20 protein-coding genes are annotated in these 21228 nt (G+C 64.7%); 8 read left to right on the top strand and 12 right to left on the bottom strand.

What is annotated here, in order from left to right; genetic code table 11:
• Window positions 1-71: 71 nt before the first annotated feature.
• Entirely contained in the window at window positions 72-737 is a 666-nt protein-coding gene (locus tag BW981_RS15050; protein ID WP_076440623.1) for a DJ-1/PfpI family protein, read from the top strand.
• A 6-nt stretch (window positions 738-743) separates the two neighbouring features.
• Here BW981_RS15050 and BW981_RS15045 read toward each other — a convergent pair whose 3' ends face one another.
• Window positions 744-1376, bottom strand: coding sequence for a MarC family protein (locus BW981_RS15045; protein WP_076440621.1), 633 nt, complete (start codon window positions 1374-1376; stop codon window positions 744-746).
• Window positions 1377-1586: 210 nt separating this feature from the next.
• Here BW981_RS15045 and gyrA point away from each other — a divergent pair, with 210 nt between their 5' ends.
• Window positions 1587-4403, top strand: coding sequence for a DNA gyrase subunit A (gene gyrA / locus BW981_RS15040; protein WP_076440619.1), 2817 nt, complete (start codon window positions 1587-1589; stop codon window positions 4401-4403).
• A 170-nt stretch (window positions 4404-4573) separates the two neighbouring features.
• A complete protein-coding gene (gene aat, locus BW981_RS15035) occupies window positions 4574-5251 on the top strand; it encodes a leucyl/phenylalanyl-tRNA--protein transferase (RefSeq protein ID WP_076440617.1) in 678 nt (225 codons plus the stop codon).
• A gap of 16 nt (window positions 5252-5267) precedes the next feature.
• Here aat and BW981_RS15030 read toward each other — a convergent pair whose 3' ends face one another.
• The 3 genes from BW981_RS15030 to BW981_RS15020 all read right to left on the bottom strand — a co-directional run bounded on the left by BW981_RS15030 (window position 5268) and on the right by BW981_RS15020 (window position 7211).
• Complete coding sequence (locus BW981_RS15030; RefSeq protein ID WP_076440616.1) at window positions 5268-5840, bottom strand: FUSC family protein; 573 nt, start codon at window positions 5838-5840, stop codon at window positions 5268-5270.
• 3 nt (window positions 5841-5843) lie between these two features.
• The gene (locus BW981_RS15025) at window positions 5844-6431 is read right to left on the bottom strand and encodes a DUF2155 domain-containing protein (protein ID WP_139333788.1); all 588 of its coding nucleotides are present in this window, start codon (window positions 6429-6431) and stop codon (window positions 5844-5846) included.
• A 369-nt stretch (window positions 6432-6800) separates the two neighbouring features.
• Window positions 6801-7211 (bottom strand): NADH:ubiquinone oxidoreductase subunit NDUFA12, encoded by a 411-nt coding sequence (locus BW981_RS15020; protein ID WP_076440776.1) that lies wholly within the window; start codon window positions 7209-7211, stop codon window positions 6801-6803.
• A 795-nt stretch (window positions 7212-8006) separates the two neighbouring features.
• On the opposite strand from BW981_RS15020, the gene BW981_RS15015 reads away from it, so the two are divergent.
• Window positions 8007-11732 (top strand): vitamin B12-dependent ribonucleotide reductase, encoded by a 3726-nt coding sequence (locus BW981_RS15015; RefSeq protein WP_076440774.1) that lies wholly within the window; start codon window positions 8007-8009, stop codon window positions 11730-11732.
• 316 nt (window positions 11733-12048) lie between these two features.
• Here BW981_RS15015 and BW981_RS15010 read toward each other — a convergent pair whose 3' ends face one another.
• The 8 genes from BW981_RS15010 to blh all read right to left on the bottom strand — a co-directional run bounded on the left by BW981_RS15010 (window position 12049) and on the right by blh (window position 17453).
• On the bottom strand, window positions 12049-12228 hold the full coding sequence (locus BW981_RS15010; protein ID WP_076440612.1) for a hypothetical protein: 180 nt from the start codon (window positions 12226-12228) through the stop codon (window positions 12049-12051).
• Window positions 12229-12645: 417 nt separating this feature from the next.
• Complete coding sequence (locus BW981_RS15000) at window positions 12646-12930, bottom strand: BrnA antitoxin family protein (protein WP_076440608.1); 285 nt, start codon at window positions 12928-12930, stop codon at window positions 12646-12648.
• Window positions 12931-12992: 62 nt separating this feature from the next.
• Entirely contained in the window at window positions 12993-13451 is a 459-nt protein-coding gene (locus tag BW981_RS14995) for a Ros/MucR family transcriptional regulator (protein ID WP_076440606.1), read from the bottom strand.
• A gap of 383 nt (window positions 13452-13834) precedes the next feature.
• Window positions 13835-14074: an antitoxin Xre/MbcA/ParS toxin-binding domain-containing protein gene (locus tag BW981_RS22630; protein WP_139333780.1), complete on the bottom strand. Its 240-nt coding sequence runs from the start codon at window positions 14072-14074 to the stop codon at window positions 13835-13837.
• Window positions 14075-14966: 892 nt separating this feature from the next.
• Window positions 14967-15410 carry a YeeE/YedE family protein gene (locus BW981_RS14990; RefSeq protein WP_076440605.1) on the bottom strand — a complete coding sequence of 148 codons (444 nt, stop codon included), beginning with the start codon at window positions 15408-15410 and terminating at the stop codon, window positions 14967-14969.
• Entirely contained in the window at window positions 15407-15814 is a 408-nt protein-coding gene (locus BW981_RS14985; RefSeq protein ID WP_076440603.1) for a YeeE/YedE family protein, read from the bottom strand. The genes BW981_RS14990 and BW981_RS14985 overlap by 4 nt, the downstream gene beginning before the upstream one ends.
• A complete protein-coding gene (gene bigR / locus BW981_RS14980) occupies window positions 15811-16158 on the bottom strand; it encodes a sulfite-sensing transcriptional repressor BigR (protein ID WP_076440601.1) in 348 nt (115 codons plus the stop codon). The genes BW981_RS14985 and bigR overlap by 4 nt, the downstream gene beginning before the upstream one ends.
• Window positions 16158-17453, bottom strand: a complete 1296-nt coding sequence (gene blh, locus BW981_RS14975) for a bifunctional sulfur transferase/dioxygenase Blh (protein WP_076440599.1) — start codon at window positions 17451-17453, stop codon at window positions 16158-16160. The genes bigR and blh overlap by 1 nt, the downstream gene beginning before the upstream one ends.
• 460 nt (window positions 17454-17913) lie before the next feature.
• Between blh and BW981_RS14970 the strand changes: the two genes are divergently transcribed.
• From BW981_RS14970 to BW981_RS14950, 4 genes are all read left to right on the top strand, one after another.
• Window positions 17914-18615, top strand: coding sequence for a VIT1/CCC1 transporter family protein (locus BW981_RS14970; RefSeq protein ID WP_076440597.1), 702 nt, complete (start codon window positions 17914-17916; stop codon window positions 18613-18615).
• An 826-nt stretch (window positions 18616-19441) separates the two neighbouring features.
• Complete coding sequence (locus BW981_RS14960) at window positions 19442-20014, top strand: Panacea domain-containing protein (protein ID WP_076440593.1); 573 nt, start codon at window positions 19442-19444, stop codon at window positions 20012-20014.
• Window positions 20015-20123: 109 nt separating this feature from the next.
• Window positions 20124-20435 (top strand): hypothetical protein, encoded by a 312-nt coding sequence (locus tag BW981_RS14955; RefSeq protein ID WP_139333779.1) that lies wholly within the window; start codon window positions 20124-20126, stop codon window positions 20433-20435.
• A 204-nt stretch (window positions 20436-20639) separates the two neighbouring features.
• Window positions 20640-21179: a hypothetical protein gene (locus tag BW981_RS14950; RefSeq protein WP_076440589.1), complete on the top strand. Its 540-nt coding sequence runs from the start codon at window positions 20640-20642 to the stop codon at window positions 21177-21179.
• Window positions 21180-21228 lie beyond the last annotated feature (49 nt).

Genomic DNA, 21228 nt, shown 5'->3' with positions numbered 1-21228 from the left:
ACGAGGGTTTGTTGGCAATCCGGCCAGAGCTTCGGCTGCTAGGGTTTCGCCGTCAACAAGGATGATCCGCCATGACCCTCCGCTTCGGCCTTCTCGCTTTCCCGCAAGTCCAGCAGCTCGACCTCACCGGCCCCTACGAGGTCTTCGCCTCCGTGCCGGGAGCCGAGGTGCACCTGATCTGGAAGGATCTCCAGCCGCTGCGCAGCGCAACCGGCCTGATGCTGACGCCGACGACAACCTTCGAGGATTGCCCGCCGCTCGACGTGCTCTGCGTTCCGGGGGGCGCCGGCATCAACGCGCTGCTGGAGGACGAGACGGTGCTGACCTTCCTGCGCGAGCGCGCGCCCGGGCTGCGCTACCTCACCTCGGTCTGCACCGGCTCGCTGGTTCTGGGAGCGGCCGGATTGCTGCAGGGCAAGCGCGCCACCTCGCATTGGAACGCGCATGATTTCCTGGCGCGCTTCGGCGCGACGCCGGTCGCGGAACGGGTCGTCCGCGACGGCACGCTGATCACCGCCGGTGGCGTCACCTCCGGCATCGATTTCGGCCTGACGGTGGTCGCCGAGCTACTCGGCGAAACCGAAGCGCAGACGATCCAGCTCGCGATCGAATACGCGCCGCAGCCACCTTTCGACGCCGGGACGCCCCGCGAGGCCCCGCCCGAAATCCTGCAAGCGGCCCGGCAGCGGCTTGCCGGTTCACGGAAAGCCCGGGAGGCGATTCTGGAGAGGCTCTAGGCCCCCTCACCCGCCCCCGACCACGGCCCTCGCCCCGTCGATCACGAACTGCACCGCCAGCGCGGCGAGGATCACGCCGAGCAGGCGGGTCAGCACGATGTTGCCGGTCACGCCCAGCAGCTTCGCGATCCGGGAGGCGGCGAGGAAGACGGCGAGGCAGCACAGGATCACGAGGCCGCAGATCGCCGCCAGCGTCGTCAGCAGCAGCGGGTCGCCCTGCGCCCGGCCGGCGAGCAGGATCGTCGCGGTCAGCGCGCCCGGCCCCGCCATCAGCGGGATCGCCAGCGGGAAGGCCGCGACATTGCGGATATGGTCCTGGGTGATCGCCGTCTCGGCCGTCTGCTGCTTGCGCTCGGTACGCCGCTCGAACACCATCTCGAAGGCGATCCAGAACAGCAGCAGCCCGCCGGCGATGCGGAAGGCCGGCAGCGAGACGCCGAGCGCCTTCAGCACGATGTCTCCCGCCACGCCGAAGAAGGCCATGATGCAGAAGGCGATGATGCAGGCGCGCACCGCCACCTGCCGCCGCTCGCCCGCCGACATGCCGCGCGTCAGCGACAGGAAGATCGGCGCCAGGCCCGGCGGATCGAGCGTCACCAGCATGGTGACGAGGGCGGAGGTGGCAAAGTCGATGAACATGGCCGCCAATCTCCCACGGCTTTTGCCGCCCGTCACGGGCGCAGAAAGGCGGGAATGTGGCAGGAGCTGTGGACGGCTCCGAAAACCGCCTGCAAGATGTTGAAATCACTGATCTATTTTTTACCCGAACGCGGTCCGCTTTCGCTGGCTTAAACGGCCGGAATCGGCTAGCCAGAAGCTTGAATTTCAGCAGGAATCGGACGTTTCCCCTTGAGCGACGAGAACGACGACAAGCGCGACGGCGCCCCCGAATTCGGCGGCGACATCAAGCCGATCGCGATCACGGACGAGATGAAGAAGAGCTATCTCGATTACGCCATGAGCGTGATCGTGAGCCGCGCGCTTCCCGACGTCCGCGACGGCATGAAGCCGGTGCATCGGCGCATCCTCTACTCGATGTGGGAAAACAACCACACGCCGGACCGCAAGCACGTCAAATCGGCCAACATCGTCGGCTCCGTGATGGGTCAGTACCATCCCCATGGCGACCAGGCGATCTACGACGCGCTGGTGCGCATGGCGCAGCCCTTCTCGCTGCGACTGCCGCTGGTCGACGGACAGGGCAATTTCGGCTCGATCGACGGCGATCCGCCGGCGGCGATGCGCTACACCGAGAGCCGGCTCGACAAGTCGGCGATGCCGCTGCTCGACGATCTCGGCCGCGACACGGTCGACTTCCAGGCCAACTACGACGACAGCCGCTCGGAGCCGAAGGTCCTGCCGGCCAAGTACCCGCAGCTCCTCGTCAACGGCGCCGGCGGCATCGCGGTCGGCATGGCGACCAACATCCCGCCGCACAATCTCGGCGAGGTCATCGACGGCTGCTTCGCCTATATGGACAATCCGGAGATCTCGATCGAGGAGCTGAACCAGGTCATCCCCGGCCCGGATTTCCCGACCGCCGCCTCGATCATGGGCCGCAGCGGCATCCGCTCCGCCTACGAGACCGGCCGCGGCTCCATCGTGATGCGGGCCAAGACCCATATCGAGGAGCTGCGCAAGGAGCGCGAGGCGATCATCGTCACCGAAATTCCCTATCAGGTGAACAAGGCGACGATGGTCGAGAAGATCGCCGAGCTGGTGCGCGAGAAGCGCATCGAGGGCATCTCCGACCTGCGCGACGAATCCAGCCGCGAGGGCATCCGCGTCGTCATCGAGATCAAGCGCGACGCCGTCGCCGACGTGGTCCTGAACCAGCTCTACCGCTTCACCCCGCTGCAAACCTCCTTCGGCGCCAACATGGTCGCGCTGAACGGCGGCCGCCCCGAGGTCCTGAACCTCAAGGACTTCATCTCCGCCTTCGTCGAGTTCCGCGAGGAGGTCGTCTCCCGCCGCACGCGCTACCTGCTGAACAAGGCCCGCGAGCGCGCCCATGTGCTGTGCGGCCTCGCCACGGCGGTCGCGAATATCGACGAGGTCATCCGCCTCATCCGCACGGCGCCGACGCCGAACGACGCCCATGACTCGCTGATGGCGCGCGACTGGCCGGCCGGCGACATCGCCCCGCTGATCGCGCTGGTCGACGATCCGCGCCACCCGATGAACCCGGACGGCACCTATCGCCTCTCCGATGCGCAGGCCAAGGCCATCCTCGAGCTGCGCCTCGCCCGCCTCACCGCCCTCGGCCGGGACGAGATCGGCGAGGAGCTGGAGAAGCTCGCCCGCGAAATCGCCGATTATCTCGACATCCTCGGCTCGCGCGCCCGCATCCAGGCGATCATCCGGACCGAGCTCGCCGACATCCGCACCGCTTTCGCGACGCCGCGACGCTCCGTCATCGAGGATTGGGGCTCCGATCTCGACGACGAGGACCTGATCGCCCGGGAGGACATGGTCGTCACCGTCAGCCATGGCGGCTACATCAAGCGCGTGCCGCTCTCGACCTACCGGGCGCAGCGCCGCGGCGGCAAGGGCCGCTCCGGCATGGCGACCAAGGACGAGGATTTCGTCGCGCGGCTGTTCGTCGCCAACACCCATACGCCGGTGCTGTTCTTCTCCTCCGAGGGGCAGGTCTACAAGGAGAAGGTCTGGCGGCTGCCGCTCGCGGCGCCGAATGCGCGCGGCAAGGCGCTGGTCAACATGCTGCCGATCGAGGCGGGCGAGCGCATCACCACGATCATGCCTCTGCCCGAGGACGAGGCGAGCTGGGAGACGCTGGACGTGATGTTCGCCACCGCCTCCGGCGGCGTGCGGCGCAACAAGCTGTCCGACTTCGTCAACGTCAACCGCGCTGGCAAGATCGCGATGAAGCTCGACGAGGGCGACCACATCGTCGACGTGCAGATCTGCACCGAGAACGACGACGTGCTGCTGACCACGGCGGACGGCCAGTGCATCCGCTTCGCCGTGCCGGAGGTGCGCGTCTTCAAGGGCCGCGACTCCACCGGCGTGCGCGGCATCAACCTGGCCAAGAACGACAAGGTGATCTCCCTCGCCATCCTGCGCCATCTCGACGCCACACCGGACGAGCGGGCCGCCTATCTGAAGCACGCGGCCGCCGCCCGCCGCGCCCTGACGGGCGAAGCCGACGAGGCGACGGAGGCTGCTCCGGCGGTCGAGGCCGATGCCGAGGACAGCGCCGCTGGCGACATCGAGCTCGGCCAGGAGAAATACGCCGCCATGGGCGCGGCCGAACAGTTCATCCTGACCATCTCGGAGAAGGGCTACGGCAAGCGCACCTCGTCCTTCGAGTACCGGGTGACCGGGCGCGGCGGCAAGGGCATCGTCGCCATGGTCGTCAATGACCGCAACGGCAAGCTCGTTGCCTCCTTCCCGGCGGTGGAGTCCGACCAGCTCATGCTGGTGACGGATGGCGGCCAGCTCATCCGCGTGCCGGTCGATGCCGGGCCGGACAACCGCATCCGCATCGCCGGCCGTTCGACGCAGGGCGTGACGGTGTTCAACACCGCCAAGGACGAGAAGGTCGTCTCGGTCGAGTGCATCAACGACGACGGCCAGGGCGAGGACGCCGACGGCGGCGAGGAGCCGGGCGACGAGATGCCGGGCGCGGAGCCGGCGGAGGGCTGATATCGCCACGGACCGTCATTGCGAGCGTCAGCGAAGCAATCCAGGAAGGCGTGATGTCCTGCCGCTCCTGGATTGCCTCGTCGCTGCGCTCCTCGCAATGACGGCGAGCACCGGCGAAAGCCGGCACGCTTCCATTTGACTCCCCGCCCCTCCCGCGTTCCCCTCCCCGCATGAAGGCCCGTTCCGCCCCCATCCGCACGCCCGCCATCACGCCTGAAATCATGCTGCGCGCCTATGCGGCGGGCATCTTCCCCATGGCGGAGACGGCGGACGACCCGAACCTGTTCTGGGTCGAGCCGGAGCTGCGCGGCACCATGCCGCTCGACGGGTTCCACCTCGCCTCGCGGCTCGCCCGCACCGTGCGCTCCGACCGTTTCGAGATCCGCGTGGACAGTGACTTCGCCGGCGTCATCGCCGCCTGCGCCGAGGAGCGGCCGGACCGGCCGGAAACCTGGATCAACAGCCGCATCCGGGAGATCTTCGGCGAGTTGCATCGGCTCGGCCACGCCCACAGCATCGAAAGCTGGCGCGAGGGGCAGCTTGTCGGCGGCCTCTACGGGCTCTCGCTCGGCGCGGCCTTCTTCGGTGAAAGCATGTTCCACCGCGAGACCGACGCTTCGAAGGTGGCGCTGGTCCACCTCGTGGCGCGTCTTCGCCGTGGCGGCTACCGCCTGCTCGACACCCAGTTCCAGACCGGCCACCTCGCTCGCTTCGGCACCCTCGAAATCCCCCGCGACGCCTATCGGGTGAAGCTGGCGGAGGCACTGGAGGAGACGGGGAACTGGTGGTCCTGGCCGAGGCAGGCGACGGTGTCCGGGGCAGAGGCCTTGGCGGCCTTGCGCGACTGAGACGGCGCGGAAGACCTCACGGCCGGGTTCGCCGGTCGAGCCTGGCGACCAGCCAGACGATCGCGATCGCAACCGTCACGCCCCAGCTGACCTCGGTGACGCGGGAGAGCATCATATGCTGCGCGCTGGTGCCGGGATGCGGCACCAGCAGGATGATCGTCGCGGTGATGCCGGCAAGGCGCGCCGCGCTCGCCACGTTGAACAGCCAGGCGCACAGCACCGAAAGCCCTGCCGAGAGCGCGTAGCTCAGCAGCGTCTGGCCGGTGACCAGCACCACGGCGACCCCGATGACGCCGCCGATGGCGGCGCCGACGAACTGGTCGCGCGCAGTCGTCCGGGTCGCTCCGAACTCGCTCTGGACCACGGAGATCGCGGTGATCGCGGCCCAGAAGCCTTCACGCAGCCCGAGCGCCTGTGTCGGCAGATAGGCAGCAAGCGCCGCGACCGTCGACATGGCCGCGTGCTCCAGCCCGTCCCGAAACCGTTGCGAGACCGGCACACGCTTGCCGAGGTCGCGCAGCATCTGGCGCAGCCGCCGGATGCGCCCGCTCTCGCGCCGCCCGCCTGGCTCGGGAGCGAGGCGGATCAAGGCTCAGTTGCTGCCGCCGGCTGCGGGGTCGCGCCCGCCCGGCCCGGGATTGGTCGGGAAGAAGCGCTGGCTCGGGCGCTGCTGCGGCTGCACCGGCACACCGCGCGGCGGCTCGATGCCGATGCGACCGCCCTGGTCCGATGCCGGAGGCTGCTGAGGCGGCGGCAGCGGATTGGCCGGCCGCACCGGGCGGCGCGGCTCGTCGGACGGCGGCGGCGGCTCGGGGTCCTTCGGATCGACGATGACTTCGGTCCCGCCTTTGCAGTCCGTCAGCCAGACGTCGTAGATCGGATGCTCGACGCCGTGCAGGCCAGGGCTGTCGGCGAACATCCAGCCGGTGAAGATGCGCCGGTACTCGTTGTTGAAGGTGACCTCGTCGACCTCGACGAAGCCGTCGGTCCGCGGCGCCTCGGTCGGCGGGCGCGTCCAGCAGACGCGGGGCGTGATCTGCAGCGCGCCGAACTGCACCGTCTCGTCGATCGCAACCTCGAAGGAGATGATGCGGCCGGTGACCTTGTCGAGACCGGCAAACACCGCCGTCGGGTTCTTGATGCGGTCAGCCAGCGCCGGGCCGGTCGCCGCCGTCCACATCAGCGCGCTCGCGGCAAGGCCGGCCAGGATCGGGAAACGGGTCAGGGACGGCATGTGGGCTGCGAATCTCTCCGGTGCCATCGGAGCGGCACGAACGAGGCGCAGTAACACGGCAAAGCCAGCGGAAAAAGGGCGGCGGATCAGGCGCCGCCAGGCAAATATCCGGAGGATCGCCAAACATCGCGGGTCATCCCGGACAAGCGGCAAAGCCGTGCCGATCCGGAATCCATGCCGGGGCTCTGCCGATGAAGGTTCCGGCATGGATCCCGGCCCTCCCGCGGTCGCCCGGGATGCCTGCGCTCCTTCTCGAAGCCGAAACGGAAAAAGCCGCCCCTCTCGGAGCGGCCCATCCGCGCGGGGCAGCGAAACTCAGTTGCCCGGCGTCCAGGGCTGGTAGTCGCCGGTGGCCGGCGGGCGCTCGCCCTCGGCCAGGGTCGAGCCCTTGGGGCGGTAGGCCAGCGCCGTGCCGGTCCAGTTCGGCTGATGCGGCTGCTGCCATTCGCGCGGCTGATAGCTTTCCTCGGAAGGGGCGACATCGACCGTGTGATGCAGCCAGCCGTTCCAGCCCGGCGGGATCATCGAAGCCTCGACCGGCCCGTTATAGACCACCCAGCGACGCTGGAAGCCGAGCGCCTTGTCCTTCGCCCCGCCCTTTGTCCGATAGTAGACGTTGCCGAACTCGTCCTCGCCGACCCGCTCGCCGAAGCGCCAGGTATGGAAGCGGGTGCCGATCGTCTGGCCGTTCCACCATGTGAAGATCTGCAGCAGCCAGTTCTTCATCGTCTGCCCAATCGTCTCGCGCATGCCTTTGCGGCGCCGCAACAGGGCGGCCCGACCTGGCGCGACTTATGCCGCCGACGCCCTGCCCTGTCCAGTGCGCAGCGCCCGATCGGCCGTCCCAGCGGATCATCGCGGGCGAGGCCCGGCGACGATCCACCCTGCACGCTGATTCTCGGCGCAGGACCTGCATCGGCCATGCCCGAAACCTGTCGCGATTCGGACGGGCGCCAGCCCTCGGCGGGGCGGCGATCCGACGCTTTTCAACCACTTGCCCCCCGGCATGGATGCAGGGCTTCCGCGCCGGCCGGATTCAGGCTTGGTCAACCATGAATAGGGGGCATTTTACGGACTGCGCTTCGGCGCCCGGTGTGGCAATCTTGCCGATGAAGCGGGATTCTCGAAGCGCTTTCCGAGGCTTAGCGAGCGGCTTGAAACTTATCCCCATAACCCACACATCCCTACCAGATGTCGTGTCCACAGGGTTTGGGGAACACCATTCCTTGACGCCGGCTTGGTATCGGCGCTAGATTTTGACCATCGCATGACGGCCGGCGGCACCCCCTCTGGATGACTGCGACCTAGTTTTCCAGAGTGTTCCGCGCCTGCCGCCGCATCCGCCTTCACCGGTGGGAGCGACTGGATTTGCGCGGATGGCTCTGGCCGCGACCGGGCCCACAGGCGGGAAGACACCGCCAAGGCCCACGGGGCATCAAAACCGAGTTGGGCTGACATCAGGAGCCGGTGATCAACCGGCCGCGCGGGCGTTTCACCCGCGGCATTCAAGGGACGAAGATCATGCGCATCGAGCGCCGCTACACCTCCGCCGGACAGTCGCCCTACGCCGCCATTCCCTTTCGTTCCGCCGTCAGCGAGATCAAGAACCCGGACGGCTCGGTCGTCTTCCGACTCGAAGGCATCGAGGTGCCGGAGGCCTGGTCGCAGGTGGCGAGCGACGTCCTCGCGCAGAAATATTTCCGCAAGGCCGGCGTGCCCGCGCGCCTGAAGAAGGTCGAGGAGAACGACGTTCCCTCCTTCCTCTGGCGCTCGGTCGCCGACGAGGCCGCTCTTGCCGAGCTGCCCGAGGGCGAGCGCTACGGCTCCGAGATCTCGTCGAAGCAGGTTTTCGATCGTCTCGCAGGCTGCTGGACCTATTGGGGCTGGAAGGGCGGCTATTTCACCTCCGAGACGGATGCGCAGGCCTTCCATGACGAATTGCGCTTCATGCTCGCCACCCAGCGCGTCGCGCCGAACTCGCCGCAATGGTTCAACACCGGCCTGCACTGGGCCTATGGCATCGACGGGCCGAGCCAGGGCCATTTCTACGTCGACTTCAAGACCGGCAAGCTGACGAAGTCGAAGTCGAGCTACGAGCACCCGCAGCCCCATGCCTGCTTCATCCAGGGCGTGCAGGACGACCTCGTCAACGAGGGCGGCATCATGGACCTGTGGGTCCGCGAGGCGCGCCTGTTCAAATACGGCTCGGGCACCGGCTCGAACTTCTCGATGCTGCGCGGCGAAGGCGAGAAGCTCGCCGGCGGCGGCAAGTCCTCGGGCCTGATGTCCTTCCTGAAGATCGGCGACCGCGCTGCCGGCGCGATCAAGTCGGGCGGCACGACGCGCCGCGCCGCCAAGATGGTCGTGGTCGACGCCGACCATCCGGACATCGAGGCCTATATCGACTGGAAGGTGAAGGAGGAGCAGAAGGTCGCCGCCCTCGTCACCGGCTCCAAGACCGTCAAGAAGCACATGAAGGCCGTGCTCAAGGCCTGCGTGAACTGCGAGGGCGACGGCGACAGCTGCTTCGACCCCGAGCAGAACCCGGCCCTGAAGCGCGAGATCAAGCTCGCCCGCAAGGCGATGGTGCCGGACAACTACATCAAGCGCGTCATCCAGTTCGCCAAGCAGGGTTACAAGGACATCTCCTTCGACACCTATGACACCGACTGGGATTCCGACGCCTACCTCACCGTCTCGGGCCAGAACTCGAACAATTCGGTCTCGCTGACCGACGACTTCCTGCGCGCGGTCGAGACCGACGCCGACTGGAACCTCACCGCCCGCACCTCCGGCAAGACGATCAAGACCCTGAAGGCCCGCGACCTCTGGGAGAAGATCGGCTACGCCGCCTGGGCCTCCGCCGATCCCGGCCTGCACTTCAACTCGACGATGAACGACTGGCACACCTGCCCGGCTTCCGGCCGGATCCGGGCGTCCAATCCGTGCTCGGAATACATGTTCCTCGACGACACGGCCTGCAACCTGGCCTCGGCCAACCTGCTGCAGTTCTACGATACGCAGACCAAGTCCTTCGACGTCGAGGGCTACGAGCATCTCTGCCGGCTCTGGACCGTCGTGCTCGAGATCTCGGTGACGATGGCGCAGTTCCCGAGCCGCGAGATTGCCGAGCTCTCCTACGAGTACCGCACGCTCGGCCTTGGCTACGCCAATATCGGCGGCCTGCTGATGACCATGGGCCTCGGCTATGATTCCGAGGAAGGCCGTGCGCTGGCCGGCGCGCTGACCGCGATCATGACCGGCGTCGCCTATGCGACCTCGGCCGAGATGGCGGGCGAGCTCGGCCCCTTCCCCGGCTACAAGAAGAACACCAGCCACATGCTGCGCGTCATCCGCAACCACCGCACCGCCGCCCATGGACTCGCCGACGGCTATGAGGGCCTGAGCGTCACCCCCGTGCCGCTCGACCACGCCACCCTCGCCCGCCTCGGCGGCTCGGCGGTGACCATGGCGGAGCGTTCGCGCGCCGTCTGGGACGAGGCGCTGGAGCAGGGCAAGCGCTACGGCTACCGCAACGCCCAGGCGACCGTGATCGCGCCGACCGGCACGATCGGCCTCGTCATGGATTGCGACACCACCGGCATCGAGCCCGACTTCGCCCTGGTGAAGTTCAAGAAGCTTGCCGGCGGCGGCTACTTCAAGATCATCAACCGCGCCGTGCCCGATGCGCTCCGCGCGCTCGGCTACCGCGAGGCGGACATCGCCGAGATCGAGGCCTATGCCGTCGGCCACGGCTCGATGAAGCAGGCTCCCGGCGTCAACCCCTCGACGCTGCGCGCCAAGGGCTTCACTGACGAGAAGATCGAGGCGATCGAGGGCGGGCTGAAGAGCGCCTTCGACATCAAGTTCGTCTTCAACAAGTGGACGCTGGGCGAGGATTTCCTCACCCAGACGCTCAAGGTCCCGGCCGAGAAGCTGAACGACATGTCGTTCGAGCTCCTGCCCTTCCTCGGCTTCTCCAAGGCCGAGATCGAGGCGGCCAACGTCCATGTCTGTGGCGCGATGACGCTGGAAGGCGCCCCGCACCTCAGGAAGGAGCACTATTCGGTCTTCGACTGCGCCAACCCTTGCGGCCGCATCGGCAAGCGCTACCTCTCGGTCGACAGCCATATCCGCATGATGGCGGCGGCCCAGCCCTTCATCTCGGGCGCCATCTCCAAGACCATCAACATGCCCAACGACGCCACGGTCGAGGACTGCAAGAGCGCCTATATGCTCTCCTGGAAGCTGGCGCTGAAGGCGAATGCCCTCTACCGCGACGGCTCCAAGCTCTCGCAGCCGCTCAACTCGGCGCTGATCGCCGACGAGGACGACGAGGCGGACGACGCGCTGGAGACGCTGGTCGCGGCCCCGATGGCGGCGCGCGCCACCCAGATCTCGGAGAAGATCGTCGAGCGCATCGTCGAGCGCATCGAGCGCAAGCGCGAGCGCGAGAAGATGCCCGATCGCCGCACCGGCTACATCCAGAAGGCCACCGTCGGCGGCCACAAGGTCTATGTCCACACCGGCGAGTACTCGGACGGGCGCCTCGGCGAGATCTTCATCGACATGCACAAGGAAGGCGCGGCCTTCCGGGCGATGATGAACAACTTCGCCATCGCGGTCTCGCTGGGCCTGCAATATGGCGTGCCGCTGGAGGAGTATGTCGAGGCCTTCACCTTCACCCGCTTCGAGCCCTCGGGCTTCGTCGCCGGCAACCAGTCGATCAAGAACGCGACCTCGATCCTCGACTACGTCTTCCGCGAGCTGGCGATCTCCTATCTCGGCCGCAACGACCTCGCCCATGTCGATCCCAGCGAGATCGGCCATGACGTGATGGGCGGCGGCGTCGGCCAGGACAAGGCGCCGGATGCGACGCCGGTGATGACGACCCCGCTGGCCTCGACCGGCTTCCGCCGCGGCAAGCCGATCAGCCTGCTGGCGATCCAGGGCGGCGGGGCCGCCAACGACGCGGTCGCCCGCGCCACCATGCCGGCCGCGACCGGGCTGGCCACCGCCGGCGCGACCGCGCTGAAGGAAGAGCCGGAAGCCTATGGCGAGGCGGAGATGTCAAAGCTCGGCTTCTCTGTCCCGGCCGCCCAGCCGACAGCCTCCGAGCGCCGTGCCGAGGCGATCATGAAGGGCTATGTCGGCGACAGCTGCGGCGAATGCGGAAACTTCACCCTCGTCCGCAACGGCACCTGCCTGAAGTGCAACACCTGCGGCTCGACCACCGGCTGCTCGTGAGCGATAATGCGCAGTTGGTGAAAATCGAGGCATAGTGTTGCCGCGATTGCAGGTCGAGTTCCGCAATTCGGATGGGCGCCCGACAATGTCGGGCGCCTTTCATTGTTGGGTTCCGTGAGATCATTGTCCGGGGTGCGGCGGGCGGATTGATGGAATGCTCGACTCTGCTTAGAGCGCCATTGAAATTGATGGCATGCGATCCCCGTTGATTTGATCATCCAAGACGCACGTTAGGGATGGCGGCTCTGTCGCTGCTTATCGCGGGAGCGGACGCCTGTGGTCCTGAGGAAAGATGTCGACTCTAGATGCCCATGGTTTAGCGGAGTTTGGCGATACCAATGCCGTCGAGCTTTGCGCGATCCTTTATAGACTCTTCGCTACGGGTCATTGCTTTCGCAATCGCCTTCAGGGCCATGCCCTTTCCAGCAAGCAATTTCAGTTTTTGAATCTCCTCAGAGGTCCAGGGTTGGCGGTGCCGTTCAAATCGCTCAGTCAAAATCCACTCCTGCAGGCGCTCACCGTTAAAGATTGATCTATAGCAGCAATGCCATGAATTTGACCGACTTGTACCGAGGTCAACTACCGGCTCGCGCCACAACCGGACATTGGTCGTGGGCTGTGAAGCGAAGGTCGGCTTTGACGCTCGAATGTATCAATCCGGCGAGGAAACCAACTAGCTCAGCCTGGCGGTGCATGCCCAGCTTCTGAAGTATCGACCGGATCTGCGACCTGACGGTCTCCACAGATACCCCGCATGCCCTGGCGATATCGGCCGCGCTCTGTCCCGATGTCAGGACGCGCGTGACGCGTGCCTCGCCCGGGGTGAGATCCAAGAGAGCATTTCAGAATCGAGGTCGCCGCTCCGGCCGTCGCCGCTGGCCTCTTGAACGGATCCCCTTTCGCCATTGCCGCGCTAGCCGTCGTTCGAAGAGTTCAGTTCGTCGGGCGTGACCGCTTCATCGCCACCGATGCCCGCGGCCTGCCGCAGCGCGTTGTTGATGCGATCCTGCCAGCCTGGTCCGCCACTTTGAAAATGGTCGAGCACGCTGCGATCGATTCGGAGCGAAACGAGTTCTTTCGCTCCGGGAACGCTTGGCCGCTTGTCGGCAGGCGTCGGGGCTTTCGGAGCGGCGGGCTTAAACAGTGCCTCGGCCTTGTCCCGGGCGCTGTTGGGCCTGCGAGGTCTGTCGCTGTTCATGGAGCCTCTTTGTCGTTGGTCGCCGTGCCGGCCGGCGTCGCTCTATCGAGCAAGCGTCTCGGTCAGGTCTTGGCCTTTACACGCCGTGGGCTCTTAGCAATTGCTGCCTTGTCGACAGCAGTTGCAGCCTTCCGACCAAGACCCATCGACTTGGCCAAGGCCGAGCGCGCTTCGGCATAGTTGGGTGCCACCATCGGATAATCGGAAGGCAGGTCCCATTTCGCTCGGTACTGGTCAGGCGTCATATCGTACTTGCTGCTGAGATGGCGCTTCAGCGATTTGAACGCCTTGCCGTCCTCGAGGCAGATGATCGCATCCGGGGTAACCGATTTCCTGATCGAAACGGCCGGGACAAGCGGCTGGGCAGCGGGCGCGGCAGCTTCAGCTCCCAAGCCAGCCAGTGCTGCATGAGTCTTCGCGATAAGCTCGGGCAGATCGGCGCGGGTGACATTGTTATGTGCCACGTAGGCCGCAACGACCATCGCTGACAGATCAATAAGCTGGTTGTTGTCTTCAGACATTCGTACTTGTAATCCTAGGAGATGATCGGAATGGACGGCGACGCAGACGTTGCCCTCGCCGAGGTTGAAGGTGAGCTAGCCGCTACGCCGAGTGGCCCGCAACAATTTTCGGGCCGCCTCTAATACATCATATCGAGCCAGAAGCCTGCAGCCCGTCGATCTTCCAATCGCCCGCGAAAGAAATGGCACTCCTCGATGCCACGAGCGTGCCCTGGACTGCACCAAGCGCTGGCGAAAGGGCGGTAAGGCCGACCACGCGTCGACATCCGGTCATCACCCAATTTGGCCGTCGTCAGCAGAGTTTTGGCCACCGCTGGACATTGGCGCCTTGCTCGAGAGCAGACGTTCGGCGGCATCTGGATTCTGCTGAGTGGCGGAACGCCCTAAGCATAAACACCCGCGTCGATCGCCTCCACATATTCAAGGAATGCCTCGGCGCGGCCCTCGGCAATGAGTTGCAGGGCCGATCGGCCCGAAAGGCCTGTTAGAGGTTCCGATCGAAACCAAGCGTAGGCTACATCTGCCGAGGCAAATCGAGGCTCGATGATGGAGAGGATCACCTGACCGGCTTCTTCCGGGCTGAGATTCTTAACGACGCTGCGGTGTCGAAATTTCTCAGTCATTTGCGACCCCGAGCACCCAGCGGAACTTCGACTAGGAAGGTGGCTTGGACGTTACCACACTCGCGAACCTATCCAAGTCGACCAATCGCTCATCGACGCCGGGCCGGAGATCGATTCCCTCCGGAATAGCGAGGCGCGTTATGTGGCAGCGCTCGATATCTCAAAGCGGGAATCCGAGTTAATGTAATCGAGAGAAATCTGAGGAAGATCGCAGAACGCCTTGATCGTGCAGACGAAGCACCTGCGAAACTGGCGTTGCCTGCTATGCTAGTCGGGAGGCTTCGTGGGCTGATCGATCGGCGTCAGGTAGCGTGAAAGACTTCACGCCGCCTCCCGCGAGCGCGTTCGCGCAAGCGACTCGCTCAAAGCGGCAAAGCAGGTGCTCGAAGCGTATGGAGCCACCGAACAGGACGAAGCGCTATGTGCAGGGCTGAATTTCCCAAGATGGACCATTGCAGACATCAGGAAGGTCCGCACCAGGACAGTGCCGCCAAATCGGCAGCCTTTCATCCGTAGCACCGCGGTCTGTGCCGGCCTGTCCATGTGGCGGATAACGACCTCATGCGGATTGCGTCCCGGAAGCATGTGGCCGGCATGTGACCCATGATATCTGGGTTCTGGATTTGGACGATGTCGACCGACCTCTGCCGCCGGGCCCGTCCGCCCATCCGAGCAGCGCTAGGTTGAAGGTGCTGCCGAGAATTCCAATCCGGACTGTCGGCGTCGCCCCTCGAGCATATCAGGGTAATCGGGCTAGCTATCTTGATCTTGCTGCGATCGGCCTGCAGTCGCAGCAAATCCTCGCCAACTGACATATCCTATCCTTCAGAGCGATGTTGCGCGGGTTCGCCGTCGAGGTCGCCGGAAGAGAGCGCGGGAACGAGGTTCGACGTCATCGCGGAAGTCTCCCCGCCATCACCCGGTCATGCAGCATCATCCCCGCCGCCATGGCCGCGACGAACAGGAAGATCGGGACGAGACCCATCGACAAGGCCGAGACCGCCGGGCCCGGGCAGAAGCCGGCCAGCCCCCAGCCGGCGCCGAACAGCGCGGAGCCAGCCAGCAGCCGCCGATCGATCCCCGTCTTCTCCGGCAGATGGAAGTCGTCGTCGAGCAAGGGGCGCCGCAGGTGGCGCTGCAGCATGACGCCCGGCACCGCTACGAGCAACGCACCACCGAGCACGAAGGCCAGGCTTGGATCCCAATGCCCGCTCGCGAGATCGAGAAAGCCGAGCACCCGCGCCGGGTCAAGCATCCCGGACAATGACAGCCCGAAGCCGAAGAGCGCGCCGGCGAGCAGCGCAACGACGATGCGCAGAGGCGCGAGACGATTCACCGCAGCAGCTCCATCAATGTCGCCACGGTCATTCCCGCAGAGAGAAAGGTCGCGGTCGCGGCGAATGAACGCTTCGAGAAGCGGGCGAGACCAAGGATGCCATGGCCCGACGTGCAACCCGAGCCCAGGCGCGTGCCGATTCCGACTGCGAATCCAGCGACGAGGATCACGGGCCAGGAGGCCGCGATCGTGACATCTGGGAAGCTCCCGAAGGCCAGCCTGTAGAGCGGCGGGCCGCTCAGGAGCCCGATGACGAAAGCCGCATTCAGCGGGATCTGCCCACCGCCGAGCAAGCGGCCGACGATGCCGCTGATGCCGGCGATCCGCCCATCGAGCAGCAGCAGCGCGACGGCCGAGAGGCCAAGCAACATGCCGCCGATCAGGGAAGGCCAATAGGCACTCATGGCTGCTGCTCCGGTTCGCAGAAGATGGCGTAAAGGGCTTCGATCAGACGCGCAGCCTTCTCTTCGCTCAAACGGTAGAAGATCTGCTTGGCGTGGCGGCGCGTGGTGACAACGCCTGCCTCTCGCAGCGCACCGAGCTGCTGCGACAGCGTAGGCTGACGGATGCCCAGCCGTTCCTCGAGCTCGCCGACGGCGTACTCGCGCTCGGCAAGGGCGCAGGCGAGCCTCAGACGGGCCGGATGCGACAATGTCTTGAGCAGGGCGGAGACCTCGCCGGCACGCGCCTCCATCTCGGCCGGAGGCATGGCGTGGACCGTCTTGGCGTGCGCCGTTTTGGCGTCCATCACCACGCGGCCCCCACGAGCGCATCGAGCGGGAATTTGAGATAGCGCCTGCCGTTGGCTTCGGGCTCCGGCAGCCGGCCGCCGCGGATATTGACCTGCAGCGCATGCAGGATCAGCTTCGGCATCGGCAGGGTGCGGTCGCGCGCCTCCCGCAACACGACGAAGCGCTCCTCCGTCATGCCGGTCAGATGCGGGTTCGCGTGCTTCTGCTCGCCCACCGTGCTCTCCCATTTTGCGGCGCGCCCGCCGGGCTCGTAGTCGTGCCCGGTGAACAGGCGCGTATCGTCCGGCAAAGCCAGGATCGCCTGTATCGACGCCCAGAGGTCCTTGGAGCTGCCGCCCGGGAAATCCGCCCGCGCCGTGCCGGAATCCGGCATGAAGATCGTGTCGTGCACGAACGCCGCATCGCCGATCACATAGGTCACGGAGGCAAGGGTGTGGCCGGGCGAGAACATCACGCGCCCGGTGAGCTCGCCGACCTTGAAGCTGTCGCCCTCGGCAAAGAGCCGGTCCCACTGCGAGCCGTCGGTCGCCAGCTCCGGCCAGTTGTAGAGGCCCTGCCAGAGCTTCTGGACATCCGTGACGCGCGCGCCGATAGCTGTCTGCGCGCCGGTCTTCTGCTTGAGATAGTGAGCGGCCGAGAAGTGATCGGCGTGAGGATGGGTGTCGAGGATCCACTCGACGGTGAGCCCCTCGCGCGCCACATAGGCGAGGATCGCTTCGGCCTGATGCGTGGCGGTCGCCCCGGACTTCTCATCGAACTCATAGACCGGATCGATGATCGCGCAGCGCCTCGTCTTCGGATCGGCGACGACATACTGGATGCTGCCGGTGCGCGGCTCGTGGAAGCCCTTCACCAGCGGCGTCCGGGCCGCATTCCGGGCGAGCCACTGCACGGCGCCCGAGAGATCGAAGCCGTGCGCGCGGCCGAAGGCCTCGACCTCGCCGGGCTTCATCCGCCCTGCCAGCACCTCGCCGAGCACATGCAGCGTCAAAGATCGCGTGCCGCTGCGGCAATGGGCGTAGACCCGCCCCTTGGCCCCGCACACCGCCTCTTGAAACGAGCGGATATCGGCTTCGGTGATCGTCGCCGCCGTCACGGGGATAAAGCGATAGGCAAGGCCCGGCCGCTCCAGGGCTGCCTTCTCGGCAGCGTTGCCGGGCTGCCCCTGCTCCTCGCCGTCGGGTCGGTTGTTGATAATGGTGGCGAAGCCGGCGGCCGCCAGCGCGGCAAGGGCCTCCTGGCGCGGCTGGCTGGCGACTGTCAGCCGGTCATCGATCTTCACGGCGGTCATAGTGAGCAACTCTCAGCATGAAACATTATACAATTATGTATAATGTATATCGATAAGATGCAAGCCCACCTGCGGGCGATCCCGCTGATAGCGTTCCAACGCTTCGTCCGAAGCGGCTGAAGGCGTCCGATCAGGCTGGACGTCGAAAGCTTCGAATTCGGCGGAGCGGTCGGGCCAGTCGCGGTGACAAGCGCTATCGGTTATGCGGTTGGCGCAATCTTCACAGTCATCTCGACAACCCTGCATCGAGCGGGCACAGCCGGCCTTCTCGCCGGGGGCTTGCTTGACGCTGCGGAATCGCCGCCAGCCGTATTTAGAATCATTCTACTCTGTTGACCCAAAAAGGTACGCGTGCCACTGACTAGAATGATTCTAAACTCGATCGGCGACCCACGTCGCAGAGCTCGTCGCGGGCCGCGTCTTTGAAGGCCGGCAGTTGAAAAGGCCGGAGGATGAATCAATGCGAGCCCTTCACAAGGAAAACCATCTCATCGAACGCATCGGCTGGCTCCGCGCAGCTGTACTGGGCGCCAATGACGGACTGATCTCGACATCGAGCCTGATCGTCGGCGTCGCGGCCGCCACCGCAGCCTCCGATGAAATCTTGGTGGCGGGCGTCGCAGGTCTAGTAGCCGGCGCGATGTCGATGGCGGCAGGCGAGTATGTATCCGTCAGTTCCCAAGCAGATACCGAGCAAGCTGATATGGCGCGCGAGCGAAATGAATTGGCCAACCAGCCGGAGGCTGAGCTCGCGGAGCTTGCCGCGATTTATGCGCAGCGCGGTGTATCTCCCGACCTGGCCCAGCAGGTTGCCAAGCAGATGATGGAGAAAGATGCACTCGAGGCTCATGCGCGCGATGAGCTCGGACTGTCGAGCCATGTAATGGCCAAGCCCGTTCAGGCGGCCTTCACGTCTGCAGTGACCTTCTCGGCGGGAGCTGCGCTGCCGCTGATCGTGGCTCTTCTTACCCCCGCAGGAACGGCCGCGTGGAGCGTGTCCATCGCCGGACTGATCGGGCTTGCCGCTCTTGGCGCGATCGGCGCCCGTGCTGGCGGCGCAAGCATCTGGAAGCCAACCGCGAGGGTGATGTTCTGGGGTGCAGTCGCCATGGCATCCACGGCCGGTATTGGCTCTCTCGTTGGGCGGGGTGTTGGACCATGAAACAGATATCAATCGATTATCGGACATTCATGTCGTTGATCGCAGTCTTAGGCAAGTCCTAGCCCCCGTCGGCACATGGTTGCCGGTCGAGGGGCTTGTCATTCTGCCTCGGCTTGGATTGAAGTTCGTCTATGTTACTGGCGGGCTTCCGGCCGCCAGGAGCGCGCTGTCCGCTCTGTGGCGGGAGCCCCCCCTTGCTATTGACCTGTTGATGGTGGTCGCCGCTTCGGCAGCCGCGATCGTCGGAGTTCCGTTCGAGGGCGCAGTGCTGCTGAGCCTCTTCAGCGTTTCCAGTACGCTCGAACATATGCGCTCGCGCGAGCGCGCCGGGACGTCGAGGCCTTGATGGCGATGTGGCACCTATCCGTCCTGCGCGATGGCACGCTCGAGCGGATATCCTTGCGTTGGGTTCACAGGCCTTAGCCGCTAGCCGTCGGCTCGGATCAACCGAGGAAAACTGCGGCGTTGAATTAAGCCCGGTCGATGGCACCGAGACAGGCGTATTTCTACCCCCATCACGGCCCTGGGCACCAAAGGTGCTCACGAAATGAACCCTCGACGCGGTCTGGAACTACGCGCCTTCAAAAGGCAGCACAAATTTACCGATAAGTTACTCTAAGTTTCAGTTTCACATTCAGGTCTTTGAATTGTAGCTTTTGACGGATAATCCCCGAGAAATATTCAGCGCTTGGGTTCGACGTCATAGACGCACGCTCCCGATCCGGCTGCCCGATTGAGGCGCCGAGGCCTAGCAACTGTCGCATACACGCGCTATCTCAACTCATAGGATCGCTCGGCGCGAGTCGCTGATCGGCAAAGGTGTCGAATGAACACATTTAACGTCGAAAAGGCAGCACAGGTCACCGCATACTTTGCCCTCCGCGAAGGAGGCTCCATTGACGTGCTCAAGGTGGCCAAGCTCGTCTATCTCGCGGAACGAGCCTACCTAGATGCATATGAACTGCCTCTCACCGGTGACACGCTGGTCGCCATGCCTCACGGTCCGGTCCTCTCCCAGACCCTTGATCACGTGAACGGCGTCACTCCGGACAATCCGGAATGGAAGCACTACGTCGGAGCTCGAGCTCACTACGCCGTACAGGCCGCCCCCGGCGTTTCCATTGAAACTCTAGACCACCTCTCCATCGCGAACATCGAAGTGCTCGATGAGGTTTGGTCCAAATATGGACATCTGGACGGTTTCGCTCTGCGGGACTTGACCCATGACGAGTGCACCGAGTGGACTGATCCAAATGGCTCATCGCGGCAAATCAGCTATTCTGATCTGTTCCGTGCACTTGGCAAGCCAAACGTCGAAACGCTCGTAGAAGGCGTCGAAATCGCGAACGCGGTCAAATCCGCTTCAACGCGTTTCGGCGCTGGCGGAATGCGGCACTAGTTCACGAACGACTATGCGGGCCTACCATACGACCTGGACGCCAGAACTCGGCGCGTGCCTCTTAATCCCGTCGGGGCCGAGGCACGATCCCAATAGGATGCACCTCCACGTGGTGATCACCGCAGTCACCCCGGATGGAAAGGCGTTGGTAGTTCCCATCACCAAATTGACGAACACGAAAGCGGACGACCTCGCCTGCGTGCTTGGCAACGGGGGTGATGGCGACCATGAATTCCTGCACAAGCCAAGCTATGCCTTCTATGAAGAGGCGTCGATTTGGCGCGTTGATCAGCTGACAAACTGCGTTCGCAATCGCACCTTTGTCGCCAAGCAACCCGCAAGCAGCAAGATGCTATCTCGCCTTCAGCAGGGTGGTCGGATTTCAAGGCGGATTCGGCCCATCCATCAGCGGATGCTGTAGCCAAAAAGCGCCAGAACGCCGGGCGCGCCTAGATTCACTCTTCCTAGATGCGATGGAATTGCTTCAGCAGCGCCAAGCCAAGCGTTACTTAGCGATGGGTTTATCGTGTACCAATGCCTCATCCTGACCGCCGCCGGTTTCCGGCCATTGATCCACAAGCGGGGGTAGCCGATGACCAGGCTAGGAGAAGACTGAGTAACTACAATGCCCCTGGAGCTCACGAAGGAAACTCTCGAGCTGGCCTTTGACGATCTCGGTCAAATCGCGCGGTTCCGTGGGCTCATTGCTGACATCGCGGTTTACGGCGGCGCGTGCCTTCTCCTCGCAACCGACGCTCGTCAGGTCACCCGCGACGTCGACTCCGTCTTTATGGCGGAACCAGAGTTCCTCTATGAGGCTGCTGACGCGATCGCTCGGAAGAAGAACCTACCCGACGACTGGCTCAACCAGTCAGTCAAACATCTGGTTACCTCCCCAGGCAGCCGTCAGCCTCGCTTGAACGTCTTCGGAGAATATCCGCGGGATGATGGAACGCCTGGATTGCGGATCTTTCTGCCGCCGCCAGAGTACATTCTTGCGATGAAGCTGATAGCCTCCCGTCGCGAGGACCTTGATGGCGCCCGTCGCGATCGCCACGGCATTACTCAGCTGATGCATATTACCAGCATCCGAAGCGGCGCTGCCATTATGGAGCTGGTTGTCCGCCGTCAGCACCAATGGCACAGATTTGAGGTTGTGATTTAAGGAGGATTTGGGCTTCGTCGTAGTGACGAAGGAACGAAGATGAAGCCCA

It is taken from the genome of Allobosea sp. TND4EK4 (assembly GCF_900156025.1).
In the GTDB taxonomy this organism is placed as follows: Bacteria; Pseudomonadota; Alphaproteobacteria; order Rhizobiales; family Beijerinckiaceae; genus Allobosea.
Note: the sequence above shows the minus strand (reverse complement) of the source record. Positions and strands in the feature narration are given on the sequence as shown.

Coding starts and splice junctions, on each gene's coding strand:
- BW981_RS15050 (WP_076440623.1), top strand. CDS start 72: ATGACCCTCCGCTTCGGCCTTCTCGCTTTCCCGCAAGTCCAGCAGCTC.
- BW981_RS15045 (WP_076440621.1), bottom strand. CDS start 1,376: ATGTTCATCGACTTTGCCACCTCCGCCCTCGTCACCATGCTGGTGACG.
- aat (WP_076440617.1), top strand. CDS start 4,574: ATGAAGGCCCGTTCCGCCCCCATCCGCACGCCCGCCATCACGCCTGAA.
- BW981_RS15025 (WP_139333788.1), bottom strand. CDS start 6,431: ATGTGGACGGCGGCGACCGGCCCGGCGCTGGCTGACCGCATCAAGAAC.
- BW981_RS15020 (WP_076440776.1), bottom strand. CDS start 7,211: ATGAAGAACTGGCTGCTGCAGATCTTCACATGGTGGAACGGCCAGACG.
- BW981_RS15015 (WP_076440774.1), top strand. CDS start 8,007: ATGCGCATCGAGCGCCGCTACACCTCCGCCGGACAGTCGCCCTACGCC.
- BW981_RS15000 (WP_076440608.1), bottom strand. CDS start 12,930: ATGAACAGCGACAGACCTCGCAGGCCCAACAGCGCCCGGGACAAGGCC.
- BW981_RS14995 (WP_076440606.1), bottom strand. CDS start 13,451: ATGTCTGAAGACAACAACCAGCTTATTGATCTGTCAGCGATGGTCGTT.
- BW981_RS22630 (WP_139333780.1), bottom strand. CDS start 14,074: ATGACTGAGAAATTTCGACACCGCAGCGTCGTTAAGAATCTCAGCCCG.
- BW981_RS14985 (WP_076440603.1), bottom strand. CDS start 15,814: ATGAGTGCCTATTGGCCTTCCCTGATCGGCGGCATGTTGCTTGGCCTC.
- bigR (WP_076440601.1), bottom strand. CDS start 16,158: ATGGACGCCAAAACGGCGCACGCCAAGACGGTCCACGCCATGCCTCCG.
- blh (WP_076440599.1), bottom strand. CDS start 17,453: ATGACCGCCGTGAAGATCGATGACCGGCTGACAGTCGCCAGCCAGCCG.
- BW981_RS14970 (WP_076440597.1), top strand. CDS start 17,914: ATGCGAGCCCTTCACAAGGAAAACCATCTCATCGAACGCATCGGCTGG.
- BW981_RS14960 (WP_076440593.1), top strand. CDS start 19,442: ATGAACACATTTAACGTCGAAAAGGCAGCACAGGTCACCGCATACTTT.
- BW981_RS14950 (WP_076440589.1), top strand. CDS start 20,640: ATGCCCCTGGAGCTCACGAAGGAAACTCTCGAGCTGGCCTTTGACGAT.